Origin of the sequence: Bradyrhizobium sp. CCBAU 45321, assembly GCF_028128975.1 — a bacterium.
Classification (GTDB): Bacteria; Pseudomonadota; Alphaproteobacteria; order Rhizobiales; family Xanthobacteraceae; genus Bradyrhizobium; species Bradyrhizobium yuanmingense.
On record NZ_LFKZ01000118.1, the window covers coordinates 60,429 to 77,941 of the forward strand.

The following is a 17,513-nucleotide window of genomic DNA, read 5'->3' on the forward strand; positions in this document are numbered from 1 at the left end:
AGCCACACGCTCACTACGGCGCAACTCGCGTCACATATGGCCGGAAACGGTCCGCGCCTTGATCGTGCACTCCGCCGAGTGGACCCCGCAGATGCGCGCCCGTATCGACGCATGCAACGGCGCGAAGGGGCAAATACAGGCACTGGTACGACGCTATGGCTACGGAGTCCCCGATATTGGGCGGGCGCTCCTCTCGACGGTGAACGATCTGACGCTCATCGTCGAAGATCAACTCCAACCGTTTCAGCGGGAGGGGAGCGCTACTGCCAAGACCCGCGACATGAAGCTCCATCGCCTGCCGTGGCCGAAGGAGCAGCTGGCCGCGCTTGGTGACGCGCAGGTTGAGCTACGAGCGACTCTGTCCTACTTCATCGACCCCAATCCTGGAGAGCGTGGGTGGACGAGGCGACATCGGTACGCTTCACACGGTCTTCGCTTCCGTGCGAAGTCCGCGACGGAGACTGTCGACGAGTTCAGAGCCCGCATCAATCAGGCGGCACGGGACGAGGAGGAGGGGGCGCCTCCCGGCGGTGGCGAGGATTGGCTCCTCGGCACGTTTCGCGACAATGGATCGGTGCATTCCGATTTTTGGTCCGGAAGCGCAGCTGACCTTGCGGAACGTGATGCCATTGGCGTCTTTCCGGTCGGTGGCTGGTGGAAGGAAAAGCCCTACTTGGAGCGGTTCGACAGCACTGCGCGCTATGCGCTGATCGTGACGATCAGGGCGCCGGGGTCGAATGTGGACATCTTTACGCCAGAAGCTTGATCGCTATCGGCCTGTCCTGTCATTTGCACCCGGCAGCATCTTTGCCTTCGTCCGTTGGACCTCGAACGACTTTGGGACGATTATTTCACGCATCGACATCTTGCGCGCAGTCGCACCGGGACAGCGCTGCTCGACGGTCCCTTATGTGACGCCCGGCGGTGAGATTCTGCTGCGTCTATCCGGCTGGCCGAAGGTCGAGCGCGTGCTGCATATTATCGATGCCGTTGAGGCACTCGGCATCGATCCAGCTGATGTCGCGCCTGATCATTGGCATCACGTTCATAACCGCCTGTCCGTCAACGAAAACCCACGCCCGTATACGAAAGCGCGCCATCAGGCCTGGCTTCATCGCCAAAAGGTGATGCGATGACGGGCCGCCTAACGATGCTGCCATGACGATTGGGGTTGTTGCTGCGCTCGTCGCGACGATCATCCTGGAGCCGCTTCCGCTTTACATCTGGAATGCATCCGCGAGCGTGCCGATCGGTCTCTACCGCCTCCGAACGGCGGACCAATTCCAAGTCACTGAATTGGTCGCCGTGCAGCCGCCGGAGCCGCTCGCGACCTTCCTCGACCTTAACGGCTATTTGCCCATTGGCGTCCCGATGCTGAAGCGCGTGCTCGCTCTTCCGGGGCAGATTGTTTGCAGAACCGGCCTCACGGTTTCGGTCGACGAGATTGCAATGGGCGAGGCGAGGGATCGCGACGGACGCGGGCGGCCATTGCCGAAATGGCAAGGCTGCCGCGTCGTCGGCGATGGGGAGCTGTTTCTGATGAACTGGCAATCGGACGACTCTCTTGACGGCCGGTATTTTGGATTTCTTCCGGCATCTAGCGTGATCGGCCGTGCGATGCCGGTGTGGACGCGGGAGGAGTGATCGTGCGTATTCGACGTTCTTACCCCGCCATTCCTCTGTGCGATCGACCGCGGGACAATTCCTCCGTCCCGACCAACGCTTGCAGGTTCGACGCGCGCAGCGGCAGTCCAGGGCGGCCGTATGGCCGGCGCGAAGAGGCTTTACCTTGGACGGGCGCGAGCACGACGGCATGCTTGGCTCGGTCTGGCGTGCGTGTTTGGGCTGTAGTGTCGCTGCTGCTTAACTTCGCCGCGTCGGATGGTGCTGCTCTAGCCGAGAGCGGGTCGGCGTCGGTTCAGGCGGTTGCTCGGGTAGGCAAACCGTTTTCCGCTTTCGTCGACGAAGCCTCGAAGCGCTTTGCAACGATGAACTGGATCGGTTCGGTCATCAACATCGAAAGCGCTGGAGACGTCCACGCCAAGTCGCCCAAAGCCGCAATAGGCCTGATGCAGATCATGCCGGCGACTTGGGCGGAACTTCGCGAGCGCTACAATCTCGGGAACGACCCCTACGATCCGCATGACAACATTCTGGCCGGCACGGCGTACTTGCGCGAACTGCTCGATCGGTATGGCTCGCCTGGCGTGTTTGCCGCGTACAACGCGGGACCAGCTCGCTATGAAGAGCATCTCGCTGGTAGCTCCTTGCCAGAAGAGACGCGAGCATACGTCGCAAAGCTTGCAAATCTGCTTGCCATCGAACTGCCGCCGAGATGGACGTCCAGCGGACAGTCATCAGCAGCTGCGACGTTGTTCGTCACACGATCCGATCTCATGAAGTCGCGCTATCGGTTGCCGGCGCTCATGCCCGGTGTCACGACCGCAATTTCGGCGCCCGATGTTTCGCCCATGGTCCCTCGGCCTGTTGGCGTGTTCGTCCCTCGATCGGATTCGGGAGCATCGCAATGACCAGGTGTGCGGGTTCGCAAGCTGAGGGCGTACGGGCGATGCCTTCGGCCCGCGCTCTACTCATCGCTTCGCTCCTCACCGAGTCACCCTTCGGGTGTCTCGGCCCTTCGGGTAACGATCGCTATCGCAAGCGCTCGGAAGCAGTGGGGGCTCTTTCGGGAACCGGCGACCGGGAGACCACGACGGCAGGACGGCGAGATAAAAGGGGCTCGCCGGTCAAACCTCAAGCCATTGACATGGCTTGGGTTCCGGCGTGCCGGTCGGTCGGGGCGCGTGCAGGCCAAGAACTGGCGCCTAATGGCGTTCGGATGCCTGATGCTTGCAGCCGGTCTCGCAGGTAGCCTTGTCTGGCAATCGAGCCAGGGATCGATCACGCCTTGGGTGGTCGAAGTCGATCATCTCGGCCAAGCCCAAAGGGTGGCGCCGGCCAACATCGACTATCAACCGACAGATGTCCAGATCGCTTACCATCTGGCGCGCTTCATCGAGGATGTCAGAAGCCTGCCGGCCGACGGCATCGTTCTGCGCCAAAACTGGCTCCGGGCCTATGACTTTACAACCGATCGCGGCGCCGCTGCCCTCAATGACTATGCGCGCCACAATGACCCCTTTGCCAAGTTGGGCAAGGCACAGATCTCTGTCGACGTCTCGAGCGTCATTCGCGCGTCGTCGGAAAGCTTTCGGGTCGCGTGGAGCGAGCGTGTCTACGACAACCGTTCGTTGAGTTCGACCGAGCGCTGGACGGCCATTCTCACCACCGTGATCGAAACGCCGCGCGATGCCGAACGTCTGCGCACGAATCCTCTTGGCGTCTTCGTTCGCGCCATCAACTGAAGGAGTTGAGTCAGTGACTAAGACGCCGTCCGACGTTCATTCGAAGCATCCTGTCCCGTACAGCAGGATCAGTCCGACTCCGCCCAAATTCTCGATCGCGAGGCGAGCACTTTTGTTTGCTCTCCTGCTTGGTTCCTCGGCGCTCAGTGGTTGCGCCACATACATTCCGCCGGAGATCAGCTATGACGCTGAAGTTCCACCGTTACCGGCGACGCCAGTGGCTCTCGACGACAGATCGCGACCGCTTCACGTTCCACCCCTCTGGAAGCCGACTCTCGGCGGCAAGTCGGGAGGGAAGGAAGACGCTGAACCCGTGAGCCGGGTTGAGACCGCAAACAGCGCAGCCCGGGTCGAGCCGCGCAAGCGAGGGTATTTCAACGCAGCCCAAATCTACGCCTACAGTCCCGGAGCGCTCTATCAGATTTACGCTGCACCGGGGCAGATCACGGATATCGCGCTCGAGGAGGGGGAGCAGTTGACGGGGTCAGGGCCCATAGCGGCTGGAGATACCGTCCGCTGGGTCGTAGGCGACACCGAGAGCGGGAGCGGCGACACGCGACGCGTTCATATCCTGGTCAAGCCAACCCGTGCATCGATCGAGACCAATCTTGTCGTCAATACGGACCGCCGCACCTACCTGATTGAGCTCCGCTCCCGCGAGCGGCCATACATGCCCTCTGTTGCCTGGTACTATCCGGAAACGGCGCGCGAACGATCCCGTTCAACCGCTCTGAAACCCGTTCTTCCGAATCCGGCGCAGCGTATCTCCCGCTATGCCATCGAAGGGGACAGTCCTGCCTGGCGGCCGCTCGCCGTATATGACGATGGCCGCAAGGTCTATGTCGAAATTCCTAGAGGTATCGTCCAGGGAGAGATGCCACCGCTCTTTGTCATCGGCCCGGACCGTAAGACCGAACTAGTCAACTATCGCGCTTACGGCAACATGTTGATCGTTGATCGGCTTTTTGCAGCCGCCGAACTCCGGCTTGGCGGCGAACGCCAACAAAAGATCAGGATTGTTAGGACCGACGGGAGGCCGTCTTCATGACTACCCAGAACGGAAACGATCAGGTGCAAGTGGCTCACCGGAGGCGCAAGAGGACCACTCCAAAAGTTTCCGCTTGAGAGCAGAGCATCCGCGCGTGACACGGTTGTCGCGAAAAGTCCTGGCTGGAGGGAGTGCGGTTGCCCTGCTTGCTATCGGCGGCGCGATCCTGTGGTCGCTGCAGAACAATCGACCACGAAACCAGTCGGTTGATGAGCTTTATAGCACTGATCATCACAATGTTGCGGACGGCATTGCAACTCTGCCAAAGGACTATACTGGCGCTCCTCGGCAGCCAGTCCCGCAACTTGGTCCTCCGCTTCCGGGCGACCTCGGTCGACCGATCCTTGCCGCCCAGGGCCAGCCCTCGACGATTGGTGGTGATCCGGACCAGCAGCGCCGGGAGCAAGAGACCGAAGCAGCCCGCATCAGTCATCTGTTCGCTTCCACCAACGGGCGAGAAGTGCGCCCGTCCGCTGCTGCGGCTGTTGGAAACGAACGCGTCGTACCGCCGAACGCAACGAGCAGCAGCGATGATGGATCTGCGCAAAACGGTCAGGACCGCAAGCTTGCCTTCGCGAACGCTTCTGTGGACCGTCGCACGGTAAGCCCTGACCGCGTCACCAAGCCGGCTTCACCATACATCGTGCAGGCAGGAACGGTGATTCCGGGAGCGCTGATCACCGGGATTCGATCGGACCTGCCGGGCCAAATAACGCGCAAGTGACCGAGAACGTTTTTGACACGCCGACCGGCCGCTTTCTGCTTGTGCCTCAGGGAGCGCGCCTGATCGGCATCTACGATAGCCAAGTCGCCTTCGGCCAGTCCCGCGTCCTGCTGGTCTGGACGCGGCTGATCATGCCGAATGGTCGTTCTATCGTTCTCGAGCGGCAGCCTGGCGCTGACACCGCCGGCTATGCAGGCCTCGAAGATCAGGTGGAGAATCACTGGGGTGAACTATTCAAGGCTGCGGCACTATCGACGTTTCTGGCGGTCGGGACTGAGCTGGGCGCCGGCTCGGACACCAACAGCAACGACAGCGCAATCATCCAGGCATTGCGAGAATCAAACCGGACAGCAGGTCGTCGCCGCAGCCTCAGCATCCAGCCTATTCTGACTGTGCGACCTGGCTTCCCGGTTCGTGTTCTTGTCAATCATGACCTCTTACTTACTCCCTGTAGAGGGTGACAACATGCCAAAACTCAAAATAGGAGAGCTTCCAGACGACAAGCCGGTCAAGGTGAGCACGGAGCTGCCTGCGGCCGTGCATCGTGATCTCATTGCATATGCAGAAGCGCTTACGCGTCAAGGTGGTCAAGTGGTCGATCCGACTAAGCTCATCGCCGCCATGTTGGCACGCTTTATGGCCACCATCGAGGATTTTCTAAACTGAAACGTGGAGGCCACGTACCGGCCGCTGAAGGACAGTGATGCTCAACGTTTCTCAAAACTGTTGGTTGACGCACTATAGTTGCTATGCATCAAACTAGGCGCTGCCGACCTGGCGCTAAGAGCCGAGAGATCTTGTCGGAAAGGTGTGTTCGCGCGTCTGCCCGATACAACTGCGATTACGAGGTTTTCTCGGTTTTCAGACGCGAGGCACGGGGCGTCGACTGCAGTTATTCGGTCACCTTGAAGCGCGTTACACTGCTCCGACCATCGACGCTAACAGGCACGTCACCCTCGATCGTGGCCCGACGTACGACGCGATGTTGGTCCCCGTAATCGTTGACCGCGTAATGCTGCGTTGCGCGGTTATCCCATATTGCAATATCGCCCTCTAACCAGTTCCAGCGCACAGTGTTTTCGGGCGCGGTGATGTGAGATTGGAACAGATCGAACAGCTTTTGTCCGTCGTATTTGGGCACCCCAACAAAGTGCTTCACCAAGGCGCCGAGCACTAGCGTCCGCTCGCCTGTTTCGGGGTGGACGCGTACAACGGGATGCTCGGTCTCAAAAACCGTTCTGGTGAACACCTCGTCAAAGTGCTTCTTGTCGACCTCGCGGACACGCGCGATCCCGGCGTAATCGAAAACGTTACTGTGAACGGCCCATAGGCCCTCGGCAAGCCGTTGTAGCGGCGGCGGCAGACCAAGATAAGCGGCAGCTGTGTTCGACCACACAGTGTCGCCTCCGAACCTTGGCATCACAACGGCCCGCAGGACCAAAATCTTGGGATAGGCGTCGGCGAAGGTCCCATCCGCATGCCAAACGTCGGCGCGACCGCCGCCGCGAGTGGAGTCCAGTTCGAGGAGCGACGCCATCCCCTTGGTGGCACCGAGCATCGGATGCGGCACTAACTTTCCAAGACGAGCGGCAAAGCGCTCCTGCTCGGTGTCATTGAGATGTCCTTGATTGCGGAAGAAGATCACCTTGTGCTCGAGCAATAAGCTGTTGATCGCAGCGATCGCGTGATCCGGTAGATCGCCTGATAGCTTGATATTTTTGATTTCGGCGCCGATGCGCGCTGCACGTTTCACTACATCGGTGCTCGGAATGACGCCACCGATCAAAGCCGTTGTGCTCATGTTCCTTTTGTAAGCCCTTGCAGTTTCTTTCTCGCCTCTCGGAGCGAATGATCTTCAGCAAGCATCGTGCCAAGCGAAAGACAACCATGTACCGCCAATGGGCACCGAACGGATCGTGGTATTTGGCGCGAGTCATCGAACTGAGCCGATGGTTGGACCGAGTGACGAAAGAACTCGATCGCCGACCTTCCCCTTCGAATGTCGAACCGTGAAGACGAAGCGGACAGCAGGAGCGCGCCAACCTGGCAGATATTCAGTTATGCTTTTGTAATCACTCAATTACGTTGAAAAAAGCAATGCTTCTGTAGAATTAGTAAAATTCATGACGGTCATTTAATCATGTAGTCGAGCCCTGCCGCGCGCAGATAAGACCGAGATTGCGGGCAATTTCCGTCTCAACTGGCATATCGCCCACGATGACAGTTCGTTCTGGGGATAAATCATGGGCCTGCATATACAAGCGCAGGTGCTCTTGCTTGCTCATGCTCCTAAACTGAATTGCGCGGTTCTCAAGCGCCAAAATGAGACTGACGTAAGTCTCGATTTCAAGTCTTTGCACTTGTGCCCGAATTGGTTCAACAATGTGGTTGCTGACAATGAGGTTTGAACGGCTCTCTGATCAGCGGCGAGCAAGACATTTCGTGGCCATTTACGTAAGCAGCGTTGCGCGCCAAGAATTCGTAGGCGTCGTGAAAAATGGCGCTACTTGCTATGCACAAACTCGATTTCATCTTTCGACATATCAAGATTGCGGAAAAGAATGGAGAAAGGGAGCTCAAACTCCTCTCGAAACCTCTCCATGTCGATGGTCGCGCGGCTGAAGCGGCTCAAAATAGCATTTGCAACACCGCGTTGCCGCCATCGAGGAGTGCCATTCCAGTCGAATACAATGGTGGATTTCATGCGTGAACCTAGGGAACGCCATCGTGCGATATTAATGTGTTCGAGACTAGGTATTTGCTGGTCTACATGTCTGGAGTGGTCGCGGTGGATATGTCCGAACAGAGTTGGCAGGGGTGCAACGCGCGTCAGCGAGCTGAACGGGCGGACCGTTCTTCCGAGGTGAGATGGGGTTTGGAGAGCGTGCGCATTGCTGCTTTTGTGGTTCTGTTTTTGGATCGATTTGTTTGAGCAATGGCCATGCCGGGCGGCGCTGGCAAGCCACAATGCCTAATGGACTTTCGATATGCGCGCTGTACTGGACCTGACACGAGATTGTGCCTCTGTCAGAATACGGACAAGTGTCTACAGCGCGGTAAGCCCGGGCTGACAGTTCGGTTAGTAAACTTGGCGAGGTAATTGTATGCCCGAGTTAATCTCTACTAATGCCGCTGGAGCGTGCGAGAGCTGCAGATGTAATGTCGATCGGCGCTGTTGACCATGGTCATGCACATTATCGTCTTAGTCCTGAACCACGATAAGAGCCGCAACTTCCTGGTCCCGTGCCAGTTTGCTCGCCGCTAGGCCGGTGGCGACACCAACGCGATCAGGCGCGGGGCGGTTTTGACTCATCTTGCGCTTGCCTTCGACCATGGTGATCGGGATGCGTACGCCGACGATTTCACGAAACTGGACGGCAATGAAATCCGCGGGAGCATCGCTGACGGCCCAGGGCGTCGCACGCGACGCCTCATGGACATTTGTCAGACGCGTCACGATTTGAAGCAGGCGTTTGGGATCCTTGAAGAACTCAATCGGCTCATGGGCGTGGACCGCGATGTAATTCCATGTGGGCACCACGTGTTCAGCTTGTCGCTCGCTGGGGATACCAGGATGGTGTCACATAAGCCTCTGCGCCACTAAAGATCGCCAGAGCTTCTCCAGTCGGGGCCGTGCGCCATTGCGGATTGCCCTTCGCCAGGTGCCCGTACAGTGCGCCGTGTTTGCCTTCGCTCTCATCGAGGAAGAGCGGAAGAGGCGTCGCAAGTGGCCCATCTGATGTCGCTGTGATCAGGTTGGCCAATCGGGCGCAACGGATTGTCGCTCGAATGTTCTCGAGGTCGTCATCTCGAAAGTGGGATGGTATGTACATAGAGGGTCTCCGTTGGCTGTTGTCCAGATAAACCCAAGTCAAGATGCTAGAAAACCGCCAGTTTCAGTAGCTCGCGTAGAGGTGCTCCGCTTCCTCTTTTTGACGTGGCGATTTCGGATTTGTCTGGGACGTGACCTGCCACGAAGTATTTCGTCCAGAAGGAGTTAGAGTCCGGCCCGAAGAAGGACGGACAGATGAGGCGAGTAAGGTTCAGGAAGCGCAGATTATCGCGGTATCAAAGGAGGATGAGGCTTGGGCGAAACGGCTGACCTGGCTCGCAAGCATGGGATCTCCGAAGCGACGATCTACAATTGGAAGGATAAATTCTGCGGCATGGATGTCTCTGAGGCCAAGCGCCTGAAGGCGCTGGAAGAGGAGAGCGCGAAGCTGAAGAAGCTTCTGGCCGAGCAGATGCTCGACGCCGCCGCCCTTCGCGAGCTGCTTTCAAAAAAGCGATAGGGGCCGCCCACGCCGCCGATCTGCCTCGTGCCGATCTCCGCGCGGTTGGCCCACCAGCCGACGTTAGCATCTTGCGCAATGCGGGAAGCTTCCCCCCGGTCCGGCTTGCAATGCGAGGGGTCGCAAATGACACGCGCGGGCGACGCTTTCGGTAAGCGCCTTCACGCCGACCTTGCCGCACAGCATCAATCCCCTTCGAGATTCGCTCTGGAGGCCAACAAGGATCGCCTGATGGCAACATACCTATGTCCTTAGGTGCAGCGGTTCGGGAGTGGCCCGACGGGGCGCTTTGCCACTTTGATCCGATCGAAAGGGATGAGGTGGCAGTTTGAACAGCATTCCCGCTTTCGGCTCAGTGCGGCAGGACTTCCACGTTCTTCACCTCACTACGACGTGCTTCGCAGGCAGGGAATCGCTGAAGTCAATTGGAGTGATGCGAATATTCCTTCGGCAGATGCACAATTGCGCCCTTGCCTAGATCGTAGCGCAACCGTATCGCAACATTTCTCGTTCTGCTGCCGGTCCGACAGACTTTGAGACGATAACCGTAGCCATCCAGCGTACTGGCTCTGACTCACTTCAGATGAAGTTCGACGGATGTCTGGCACTTTGTGGAGAGGATCTCGCAGTTCTGCTTCAGAAAGTCGGTTTGAAGCTCAAGAGCCTCGGTGATCGCGCAAACGCGCCCGCACGGACCTATCAAGAATGGTCGGTCGCACTGTTACGGGAAGTTGGTTATACTGTCGAACTCAACGGAGGGGGAACCGTGCCCTACAGTATTAGGTGTCACCGAACGGGGTTTAGCCGGAAGCATTTTTCGGTTCAGAGTTTAAGCGCAAGAGAAGCCCTGTGTAAGGCGGAGTGTCTTGAGAGATCGGGAGTAGACCTAGACTATATTGATACTCCCTCAGGCGGACGTGTCGACCTCCGCACGTTCCGGAAGCTGGCTGAGATGGAGGGCGGCTTCGAACAAGAAATTCCCAGCCAATGATGGTGATCATACCTGCGCTTTCAGGAAAATACTCAAACATTTGAGCTCGCACCTACGAAGCCCTGTCACTTCAAAGCTGGCGCCTTCACGTTTCGATGCGATAGTACCTGGTGCATCGAGCGCGACGGTCTGCACCGGGTTCGTGTCGCGTTTCGGCCTGGAATCTCCGAGGCACTTCCCACCAGCGGGCCGGCCAATTTGCGTTGTCTCGAATACCCGCATCGTTGCTCTCTCTAGCATCCATCAACTTCGCGCAGATTCCACCATGCACAAGAACTAACAAGACGAGCGGCTGCCATGAACGATGGACATTGATTTGGTTCACTCTCGAGAACGCGGCTTCTCAAGCGAGTTCAGTATTGCGAGCTGCCTCGGAGTGCCACCGAAGCAGTGTCCCCTGCCGTTTAGATTGTTTCAGTCGAGAAGATGCTGCGCATTTCCGGAAGCGTTCAAAAGACCGTTAACAGTCTTCAAGCCGAGCCCGTCTTACAGCAGGATGCATGATCCGGCGAAGCAGCCTAATCTGCACAGTAGGCGACCGTTGTTGAGCCACGAGCCTACGACAGCTTTCCGGGCCGGCAGCCTCAAAGCCGAGACCTTACTCGCCATAGCGAAAAACGTGCAGATTGCCGACTGACGCGCACGTGGGGTGCGGCGTGGTTTTGGTCCGGCGCAAATGATCCATGCTTGCTTGGGCCTGCCAGTCCAGCTTCGCGAACTGTCCTAGACATGCACTACTTCCGGCGCTTGACCTTGCGTAAGCCTCCGGCCGGGGCCGCCTTCCCGGATTGCGGTGGGGCATGAGATGATTTGCTCATTAATTTGCAAGCAAATGAGCAAACGTGACGACGGTAACTGTTCTGTCTGGTCCGGAGCGGCGGCGACGGTGGACCACGGCCGAGAAGCTTCGGATCGTGGAAGAGAGTCTGGCACCTGGAGCGAGTGTTGTCGAGGTTGCGCGACGGCATGACGTCCATCGCAATCTGATCACGGTTTGGCGGCGGCAGGCGCGCACGGGCGTCCTCGCTTGCGGACGTGAGCCGACGCAACGGCAGGATGATGAAGTCCGTTTTGCAGCAGTCTCGCTTGCGCCAGACAGGCAACCATTGATCGCGGCCTCCGGAAGCTACGGCGCGATCGAGATCGAGTTCGCGGCCGGGGCTCGGGTGCGGATCACGGGCGCGGTGGACGCGGCAACGCTGACCGCAGTGGTGGCGGCGCTGACTGATGGACGGCCACGATGATCCCGTTGCCGGCCGGCGTGCGGGTGTGGCTCGCGACCGGCTATACCGACATGCGGAAGGGCTTTCCGTCGCTGGCCTTGCAGGTTCAGGAGATCCTGCATCGCGATCCGCTGGGCGGCCACCTGTTTTGCTTCCGTGGTCGTCGCGGCAACCTGCTGAAGGTGATCTGGCATGACGGCCAGGGCGCCTGCCTGTTCACAAAACGCCTGGAGCGGGGTCGCTTCATCTGGCCGAGCCCGGCCGAGGGTGTGGTGACGATCTCGTCGGCGCAACTCGGTTACCTCTTGTCCGGGATTGACTGGAGGCACCCACAGGAGACGTGGCGGCCGACAGCGGTCGGATGAGGCTTTGAACTTGCGGATCGTCATGGATGTGATTCCATCACCATCGTGACCACATCTGAATCGCTCCCCACCGATCTTGCCGCCGCGCATGCGATGATCCTCGCGGAGCGCACCGCGCGCCTGGAAGCGGAGGCGGTTGCGGCGAGTGCCAAAGCGGAAGCTGCCAATGCGAAGGCGGCCGAGGCACTGATCAACTACCTCAAGCTCGAGATCGAGAAGCTGCGTCGCCAGATTTACGGCAGCCGCTCGGAGCGCAAGGCACGGCTCTTGGAGCAGATGGAGCTTCAGCTTGAAGAGCTGGAAGCAACCGCAACCGAGGACGAGCTGGCGGCTGAGAGGGCCGCGGCGCGCACGCAGACCGTCAAGTCGTTCCAGCGCAAGCGCCCGGTGCGCAAACCGTTCCCCGATCATCTGCCGCGCGAGCGGATCGTGGTCGCCGCGCCGCAGAGCTGTCCCTGCTGCGGCTCATCGAAGCTGTCGAAGCTGGGCGAAGATATAACCGAGACGCTGGAGGTCATTCCCCGGCAGTGGAAGGTGATCCAGACGGTGCGCGAGAAGTTCTCGTGCCGGGACTGCGAGACGATCACCCAGCCGCCGGCACCCTTCCACGTGACACCGCGCGGCTTTGCCGGACCTAACCTCCTGGCCATGATCCTGTTCGAGAAGTTTGGCCAGCATCAGCCCTTGAACCGGCAGAGCGAGCGCTATGCGCGGGAGGGCATCGATTGAGCCTGTCGACACTGGCCGACCAGGTCGGCACCTGCCTGATCGGCTCCGAGCCGTGCGACTATCCCGCGGTCCTCACCGGACGGTTACGACCTTGCGCGGCACTTAGCCAGCCGAGGCGCCACGCTGACCTAAAGAGTGTTGGCCATCAGGGCCTGTGAAACAGGCAGTGTGATTTTGCGGAGGGAGGGTTCCTGGTTCATCGTAGCCAGCGGGAGCGAAGATGAAACAGAAACCCGGACCGGGCAAAGCACCGGCAGAACAAACTGTAAAAAGACCTTAGGCGACAGACCCGCCGGCAGTCGGCGGAAGAGAGGATCCGCATGGTGCTGTGCGCGGCAAGGAGAACATCTCGAGATCTGCCGCCCAGAAGGCATTGCCGCCTCGATGTATTGCAGCTGGTTCAAGGAGTTGTCTGACGACGGACGTCAGCTCTCAAACGAATGTCGACAACTTGACCCTGCAGCCCCGCTACGAAGTCCCTGCAGAACCTCCAATTCTCAATTCGGCACGGCCCTTGCTTGGTTAGGGGTATCATCACGTATTGCTCCAGATACGGCGATGTTAGGGGCGGGCTCGGCGCCGCGAGCGTCTGGTCCGCCCCGCCGATTTGCTGTGGCTTGCGACTCCGGCGCCTAAGCGGCCATGCCATAGCCTCGAACACACGCTAGATCAGAGATGCAAACTGGAACGGTAGTCTCCTACAGTGTTGAGACGGGCTGGGGCTTCATCAGACCGGACAATTGCGACGGCATGGATTTGTTCGTGCACATTTCGGACCTTCGCGACTGCACAGGGGCTGATCTGGTGCCGGGAACGCGCGTGTCTTTCGATCGTCGCTTCAACAAACGCCGCTCAAAGTACAGAGCCGCCGAGGTCAGACTAATCAATTGAGATGCCGTATTTTCTGAAGCACGCGTTGCTTATCATTTGATATCGGAACGGCGATGCAGGAGCGCTTCCCTTGCAGGGCGCATTAATATTGACGGCTTCCTCTCTTTACGTTCAGGTCGACCTTTTGAAGAAACTCGCCGACTCCAAGACTCCTTTTGGCGTAGTGACGTGTCACCTGGATGTCGCTGAGCAATCCTGGTCAAAATCGTTCGATGAAGAATCGAAGATGTTGGACCATTTTAGGACGCCGGCATCATCTGACGGCAGCGTTTCGGCACGGACCTCGGACAAATACGATCGTCCCCAAAACAACCGAAACTGGACGGCCGCGCCGACGGAAAGACTATCATACACGGGATTCGGCAACGCCCGCGGTGACGCTCAGCGTATTGCAGTCGACGATCTTGACGAGATCCTAGCCACGCCGCGTGTATTGGCCATCGGTATGTTCCAGACATGCCAACAACGCCGGCGTTGAGCGTAGCGAAGATCAGACACGAACAGGCGCGGCATGATTTGCCGGTCGAGAAACTTGCTCGCTCTCGACCTTAAGCTCGGCCAGCCGCTGATCGAGTTCTCGGATCGAGTTAACTACCTCGAGGCCGAACTCGCGTCAGCCCGCGACGGAGTCTTCATCGGGAGTCCTACAATGATGCTCCTTTGCTGCGTCCAAGTGCGCAGCACCTCCAGCGCTTTGATGTCACCGTGATTGTTTCAGATCTCGCAGGAGAGCCAGATCTCGGCTGCGCGATTGGGAGTACTGGACGCGTTATCTTCACCGGCGGTCCGATCGCACAATTCCGTCGGTTTCTTACGCGCTATGGGCTCTGATGCTGCTGCCCCTACGACTCTTTGCCGCCTTCCACGGCCTTTGTCGCCGTACTTGACGCCGATTTCGTTTCGCAGACGCCGCTTTCAGAATCGGGTTCCGCCTTACCGTCGTTCCGTTGCTCAATCCGGCGAAATGGTATTGGCGCGCTGTTCTCCTGGGAGCGGTTGCCATACTGTCTTAGCGCTATGTGGTTTGGCGGCTTGGCCGATACGCTGGTGCGACTCGGCTGGACTGCGGACGCGCTTCCCCATCCGGACTTAATCGAGCAGACGTTGGCACTGTTTAAGGAGCCGAGCGTTGTCGAGTTGAGGATTCGCATGCTCGAAGTCTTACTGTGCCGTCCTCGTCCATTGCGGCTCGAATCAACCCGGACTTGACGCCTTATCGTGGAGGAATACGGTGATCTGTTGCCGTACTCGAGCGCTCGTTCCTATCGACGAACAGATGCTCTTCAGATCGTCCCAGAGCTAGTTGGGGGGATCAAGTCGGGCTGGAGGACGGGCGCAGTCCGCCCCTGCCATAACTTGCGCGATCGACGATGCTTGTCAAAGTCGAGATCCAAGACAGCGCGTCGGCCAAATCGGCAGCGTCCTTCATCAAAAGCCGCGTGAAGATGACGTCGGCCTGGCATGCGGCCTGTCCGGTCACAACGCCGAGCACAGTCCATCCGAACCCATCCCGTCAGATCGCGTAGCGAGCTAATCTGGGTGAGAGCTCGATCGCGTTTCACCACTGTGCTCATAGCCGACGCGGCGCTATGGGATGCTTTGCCACTCAGACAAGTCTCGCGGGATACCCATCTTTGTAGGATCTCCAGCCCACGGCCAATGACATCTCCCGTTTGCTAACTCTTCTGCTGCTATGACTGGCGAGATATACTGGCCTAAAACCTGACCATCAGACAGGAGAGCGCATCCTCTCGGCACGATAATGATCTCGGCTAGCCCGCCGTATGTTTCATACCTTCATTTCATAGCTAACTACCGGGTTAACCCCTTTGATATCGACGGCAGCGCAGCGCGACTCGGCGCCTTCAGTCAAGTGAACTCGACGCTGTCCCTGCCGCGCCCACGCTGCCGGTGAAGTTAGCCACGACGTGACTCCGCGCTTGTGCTGGTCCGAAAAAGCGCTGTCCCTACCACGCCCCACTAACTTCAGTGGCCAACCTCGCCATAACAACGCTAACCACCTCGCCTTCGCGGGAGTATCTCAAGCTCCCACGTGCTGGGAATTGTAGCGCCAAGAGCGATCATGGGACGCCTACCAGGATCGGTAGCTGGCCCACGGCGTAAGGGCGCGCTATCAGTGTGGTAATGGCCGCACGAGATGGGCACATGCGCATCAACACGATTGCCCGCGCCAAGCTTGGGCAACTACGGGCGCTCACCTCAGCCACGTAGAAACGGGCCCCCGAGCATATCTGGCGAGGATGCAGACAAGCCGGCACTACAGCCGTGGTGATACGGGCGCGGCGTGTGCACGTTCACTGACTATTCTGCCGCGCTTCCAGTTCTATACAATTTGTCTCTCTGCGCATGCCCGGCGCAAGTTCATCAAAAAGGCATAGCAGTTGTCACCGCCGCGTCTCCTGGACCCTCGAACGCGAAAGCACCGACTGAGCTGCTGCCGGTTTAATGGACACCGGGTTCAGCTAAAGCCGTTTGCGCTCGAACTCAACCGGGCTGACATAGGCGTGGTCGAGTCCCTGCGGGTCTTGTTGTAAAATCTTTCGGTTTAGCTGAACACATCGGCGCGTGCCTCGTCTCTGGTTCTGTAAATCTTTCCTGCCGTCCGTTCGGTCTTGAGAAGAGAAGAAGCTCTCCGTCGCCGCATTGTCCCACACTCCCGGAACGGCTCATGCTGCAAACGATGCCATGGTCGGCCATCAGGCGCTGGAACTGCTCGCTCGTGTGCTGGCGCAGCAGTCGGGTGCTCTCGTGATGATGGATAATACCTGGGCGACACCGCTACTTTCACGCCGCCACCACATATCACGCTGGTTGCCGACGCATTCCTCGGGATGCGACAGCAAATGACGCCGCATGGCCGGCGCTAGGGGCGCGCCCTCATCAGTTCGGAGAGGTCGCCGGGCCCAGAGATATCCATTTGGCCTTGCTGAGACTACGCACCCTCACGGTCCGCAAACAGCATTGGGAAAACGGCCTTAAGCTGGCTCAAGGCCTGCAAGCCAATCCCGCTGTCGATCGTGTTTTGCACTCAGCACCGCCAGAGGCCCATGTGAAACTGCCGTCCTCCCAAAAAACCAGTTCCCCGAGGTTCGGTGAATGCCAATCACCCGTCGCATTCGCACCTCCTGCCAGACACGATGAGCCGAGAACTTACAGCTGGTCGCCTCTGACTCGCCCGGTTGCGCCGAGAGTCGGAATCCGTAGTTGTCGTGTCGCCCGCAGCTCCCGTCAGGTCATTTGGAACCGAGAGTTGTTAGGCGCGAGCAGCCTTTTCGGAGTTGTGCTGAAGCTGATGCCGCGCGCTCAGCTAGCGAGCGTAGCAGGGACAGCGTCGGGTTCTCACTCACTCGGGCGCCGAGGCACGTCCGCGCTGCTCCGGAAGCGACCTGCGTGCATCGACAGCTAGGAGTCCAAGCCGAGGCACCGGAAGCACGGTGCGGGCAGCCCGATACGCACGACACATGCAGGCCGCATTGATATCACGCGGACTGCGCTGCAGGATCAGCCGGTTCAACAGCCTCCAGAAGCTGGCGAGCGATTTCGGGCTCAACCCGCGGATGCGGCTGTCGGGACTGGGAGCTGCCCATCACGGCCGCATCAGCAAGATCGGCCGCAACTATGCGCGCGCCATGCTAGTCGAGGCGGCCTTGGCTGCGACCAAGGCGCCCGGTCCACTGCATCGTTTGGTACTGCCGGTTCTGCCCGCGGCGGGCGATCCTAGCGATAGGCTATCGCACGCAGGTTAACTCCAAGGCCGCACGCCCATCTCACAGGTTGTCCGTCACGGTCGGGGTGAGTCCTAGTGGCTCCAAAATGTCGTCGGCATAGGACCAGCTTCGGCTATGCCAACGTATAGCTTTCGAA

Annotated in this window: 12 protein-coding genes and 7 pseudogenes; 15 read left to right on the forward strand and 4 right to left on the reverse strand. The window is 59.0% G+C overall.

Translation table 11 applies throughout. From position 1 onward, the window contains the following. Positions 1-37: 37 nt before the first annotated feature. The 8 genes and pseudogenes from ACM43_RS15370 to ACM43_RS15405 form a co-directional block, all read left to right on the forward strand. Positions 38-766, forward strand: a pseudogene (locus tag ACM43_RS15370) (hypothetical protein); the annotation flags it as partial. Beyond that, a complete protein-coding gene (locus tag ACM43_RS15375) occupies positions 738-1,136 on the forward strand; it encodes a DUF2840 domain-containing protein (protein WP_085972432.1) in 399 nt (132 codons plus the stop codon). The pseudogene ACM43_RS15370 and the gene ACM43_RS15375, both read left to right, overlap by 29 nt. Before the next feature lie 22 nt (positions 1,137-1,158). Further along, on the forward strand, positions 1,159-1,644 hold the full coding sequence (locus ACM43_RS15380; protein WP_050996244.1) for a S26 family signal peptidase: 486 nt from the start codon (positions 1,159-1,161) through the stop codon (positions 1,642-1,644). Positions 1,645-1,850: 206 nt separating this feature from the next. After that, positions 1,851-2,531, forward strand: a complete 681-nt coding sequence (locus ACM43_RS15385; RefSeq protein ID WP_245311240.1) for a lytic transglycosylase domain-containing protein — start codon at positions 1,851-1,853, stop codon at positions 2,529-2,531. Between the two features lie 264 nt (positions 2,532-2,795). Then, positions 2,796-3,365, forward strand: a pseudogene (gene trbF / locus ACM43_RS15390) (conjugal transfer protein TrbF); the annotation flags it as partial. Positions 3,366-3,378: 13 nt separating this feature from the next. Next, positions 3,379-4,413, forward strand: a complete 1,035-nt coding sequence (trbG, locus tag ACM43_RS15395; protein ID WP_036031074.1) for a P-type conjugative transfer protein TrbG — start codon at positions 3,379-3,381, stop codon at positions 4,411-4,413. After that, positions 4,410-5,598 (forward strand): annotated as a pseudogene (locus tag ACM43_RS15400) (TrbI/VirB10 family protein). Before trbG ends, ACM43_RS15400 begins: the two are co-directional and overlap by 4 nt. A gap of 4 nt (positions 5,599-5,602) precedes the next feature. Then, on the forward strand, positions 5,603-5,803 hold the full coding sequence (locus ACM43_RS15405; protein WP_036031077.1) for a DUF2274 domain-containing protein: 201 nt from the start codon (positions 5,603-5,605) through the stop codon (positions 5,801-5,803). Positions 5,804-6,029: 226 nt separating this feature from the next. Here ACM43_RS15405 and ACM43_RS15410 read toward each other — a convergent pair whose 3' ends face one another. From ACM43_RS15410 to ACM43_RS15420, 3 genes and pseudogenes are all read right to left on the reverse strand, one after another. Further along, positions 6,030-6,938 carry a TauD/TfdA dioxygenase family protein gene (locus ACM43_RS15410; protein WP_074448518.1) on the reverse strand — a complete coding sequence of 303 codons (909 nt, stop codon included), beginning with the start codon at positions 6,936-6,938 and terminating at the stop codon, positions 6,030-6,032. 702 nt (positions 6,939-7,640) lie between these two features. Further along, complete coding sequence (locus tag ACM43_RS15415) at positions 7,641-7,841, reverse strand: hypothetical protein (RefSeq protein ID WP_225114360.1); 201 nt, start codon at positions 7,839-7,841, stop codon at positions 7,641-7,643. 498 nt (positions 7,842-8,339) lie between these two features. Beyond that, positions 8,340-8,970, reverse strand: a pseudogene (locus tag ACM43_RS15420) (FMN-binding negative transcriptional regulator). 194 nt (positions 8,971-9,164) lie between these two features. Here ACM43_RS15420 and ACM43_RS15425 point away from each other — a divergent pair. The 6 genes and pseudogenes from ACM43_RS15425 to ACM43_RS15455 form a co-directional block, all read left to right on the forward strand. Further along, positions 9,165-9,423 (forward strand): annotated as a pseudogene (locus ACM43_RS15425) (transposase); the annotation flags it as partial. Positions 9,424-11,262: 1,839 nt separating this feature from the next. Then, positions 11,263-11,664: an IS66-like element accessory protein TnpA gene (gene tnpA / locus ACM43_RS38945; RefSeq protein WP_036031090.1), complete on the forward strand. Its 402-nt coding sequence runs from the start codon at positions 11,263-11,265 to the stop codon at positions 11,662-11,664. Then, positions 11,661-12,008: an IS66 family insertion sequence element accessory protein TnpB gene (gene tnpB / locus ACM43_RS15440; protein WP_036031094.1), complete on the forward strand. Its 348-nt coding sequence runs from the start codon at positions 11,661-11,663 to the stop codon at positions 12,006-12,008. The genes tnpA and tnpB overlap by 4 nt, the downstream gene beginning before the upstream one ends. A gap of 93 nt (positions 12,009-12,101) precedes the next feature. After that, positions 12,102-12,790, forward strand: a pseudogene (locus ACM43_RS15445) (IS66 family transposase zinc-finger binding domain-containing protein); the annotation flags it as partial. 622 nt (positions 12,791-13,412) lie between these two features. Beyond that, complete coding sequence (locus tag ACM43_RS15450; RefSeq protein ID WP_074448271.1) at positions 13,413-13,628, forward strand: cold-shock protein; 216 nt, start codon at positions 13,413-13,415, stop codon at positions 13,626-13,628. A gap of 70 nt (positions 13,629-13,698) precedes the next feature. Beyond that, positions 13,699-14,106: a hypothetical protein gene (locus tag ACM43_RS15455; protein ID WP_141697712.1), complete on the forward strand. Its 408-nt coding sequence runs from the start codon at positions 13,699-13,701 to the stop codon at positions 14,104-14,106. Between the two features lie 2,005 nt (positions 14,107-16,111). On the opposite strand, the pseudogene ACM43_RS15460 reads toward ACM43_RS15455, so the two are convergent. Next, positions 16,112-16,376 (reverse strand): annotated as a pseudogene (locus ACM43_RS15460) (IS3 family transposase); the annotation flags it as partial. A 734-nt stretch (positions 16,377-17,110) separates the two neighbouring features. Between ACM43_RS15460 and ACM43_RS15465 the strand changes: the two are divergent. Beyond that, complete coding sequence (locus tag ACM43_RS15465) at positions 17,111-17,395, forward strand: transposase (RefSeq protein WP_036031100.1); 285 nt, start codon at positions 17,111-17,113, stop codon at positions 17,393-17,395. Positions 17,396-17,513: the final 118 nt, after the last annotated feature.